This is a genomic window from Pseudoalteromonas sp. NEC-BIFX-2020_002 (assembly GCF_013002825.1).
Lineage (GTDB): Bacteria > Pseudomonadota > Gammaproteobacteria > Enterobacterales > Alteromonadaceae > Pseudoalteromonas > Pseudoalteromonas neustonica.
On sequence record NZ_JABEPJ010000039.1, the window covers coordinates 1 to 2,145 of the forward strand.

The 2,145-nt window shown below is 35.8% G+C and carries 3 protein-coding genes; 2 read left to right on the plus strand and 1 reads right to left on the minus strand.

Features of this window, described 5'->3' with window-relative positions:
• Window positions 1-168: 168 nt before the first annotated feature.
• Window positions 169-1,071: a hypothetical protein gene (locus tag HJP15_RS21525; RefSeq protein ID WP_170174618.1), complete on the plus strand. Its 903-nt coding sequence runs from the start codon at window positions 169-171 to the stop codon at window positions 1,069-1,071.
• 300 nt (window positions 1,072-1,371) lie between these two features.
• Window positions 1,372-1,749 carry a TipAS antibiotic-recognition domain-containing protein gene (locus HJP15_RS21530; protein ID WP_170174620.1) on the plus strand — a complete coding sequence of 126 codons (378 nt, stop codon included), beginning with the start codon at window positions 1,372-1,374 and terminating at the stop codon, window positions 1,747-1,749.
• 235 nt (window positions 1,750-1,984) lie between these two features.
• Here the strand turns inward: HJP15_RS21530 and HJP15_RS21535 are convergent, their stop codons facing one another.
• Window positions 1,985-2,122, minus strand: coding sequence for a transposase domain-containing protein (locus tag HJP15_RS21535; protein WP_269432728.1), 138 nt, complete (start codon window positions 2,120-2,122; stop codon window positions 1,985-1,987).
• Window positions 2,123-2,145 lie beyond the last annotated feature (23 nt).

A 2,145-nucleotide genomic window follows, 5' to 3' on the forward strand; every position in this document is an offset into this window, starting at 1 on the left:
TGAAATTGGCTAAATATCGGTTAGGCCATAAAAAGCAAATTCCCATAGCATAAACAATACCAACGCGAACACACCGAGCAGGTAGCGCCTCAGTCCAACAAGCGATTATGCAACACAAACTGCGTGTTGCATAAATACTAAAATGTTATATTTTAAATGGAGTTTCGTGTGAAATTGATACAATGGACACTTTTCATTGATATGCTTGGTTACCGAGATATTAATGGTGCGATTAATTCGGAGGCTAAAGCAAAGGAATTTATTTCTTTCATGGAAGATAATAAAGGTGGTTTGGATTTTTCTAATCGTCCTGAAGTAAAGGAACAATATAAAAAAGATAAGTCATTTGACCTTTATATGTATTATGACGTTCAGCACGCGTTTATATCTGATTCTCTAATAATAACGTTTACCCCTAAAGAAGTTAAATCACTCAAAAACAATCAGCTAAAGTATATGCACTCTGCTAATGCTTTATTTATCATATTGATGCGCTTACAAGCTGTTATATTTAATTGTTTCTCCCAAAAAGGACTTTTTCTTCGAGGGGGGATTTCAACTAAATACTGTTATATAAAGGATCACTTTGTAGTTGGAGAAGGGTTAATAAGTGCTTATAAAGCTGAAAGTTCATTAGCAATTCATCCTAGAATAGTATTTAGTCCTGAGGTTCTGGAAGATAAGCAATTAAAAAATAGTATTACGAAACTATCTGACATTATGTATGGCGGTCACAATATTATTAAGTTAGATGATGATGGGGTGCATTATCTAGATTATTTGGGGTACAACCTTTCTCAAGTTGACCTAAACGTAAAAATGGTCTCGGATCAAGCTAAAATAAATTTGCCTATGTATTTGTATGGCCTTGAACAGTCCAAACTATTCTTTCAGAGGCACTCCGAAGCTATTGAAGGCAAATTAACTGAATTAGAATCGCGAAAAGCTGGTTTAAATGCATCAGAAATACAAAAACTACAAAAGGTTATTGATAAGTTTATTTGGCTAAAAAACTATCATAATTCAACTCTACTCAATCACGAAAAATTTGCTGAGTATGTTGTTAATTAAAATATAACAAGCTGTTTAACAAGGACAAAATACAGTTGGCTTTTGCTCCTTCGTCGCTTATTCTAGCCAACAATATTTAGCCTGTTAACAGGGCGTTGTGGCTGTAGAATTACTCTTTTTTAAGAAAAACAGCCTGTTTTATGGGTTCCAAATGCATTACCTAATGCTTTAAAAACGCTTAGAGTTAATTACAGGAGCTTGTTTTTTAATTGAATTTGGCTGTTAGAGTTATTCTACAGCCTCGTTATGTGATTCGCCAAGTTTGGCACTTATAAATATAAATTAATGGAATATCTATAAATGAATAAATTGAGTAAAGAGTATTTAACTGAATGTAAAAACTCTCTTGACGTAGAACAGACTCACAGTTTATCAACCACTGATAACTGGGCGCATGTTAATAGAGAGCTTGTCCATCAGGATTGGGATGTTTTATATAAAAAATTAGCAGAATACGCCGATGAAACAGCCGTTGATAACGCGAATGTTCAAACGTTAATGAAAGAGCACTTTGAAATCGCTTGTCGTTTTTATACCCCATCTAAAGAAGCATATATAGGTATGGGAATCTTTTATAAAGAAAATGAAGATATGAAAAAATTCCATAACTCTTACCACCCAGAAATGGTTGACTATTTAGGTGATGCAATAGTTCATTACGCAGGTAATAATTTATAAAATCACATAATCGGGTAGCCGGAGGTCTCTAACCTCCAGCCCCCACACCACCCATCATGCGGGTCCGCAATGGGCGGTTCATCTCCTGTAATGAATATTGATCCAAATATCTTTCAATGACACTAAACCTTGTGATGCTAAGTAGTCGTTGCCTAGCGCAATGTTAATTCCTTTTGTTTTTGAGCTTCTACAAGGGCCTTTACTGGTGATACCGTAAGCGTATGGCTAACGACACCTAGCCTTGCTTAATATTCCAAGGTAATAGCGGTTCAAGGTTACTTGGCTGCTCTGCAATATGTTGCAAGCACGTTGAGATGTAGTCATGCACTACAAGATCATTTGCCTTTGCGGTTTCAACAAGACTATAGAGTATGGCGCTGGCATGCGCGCCATTAC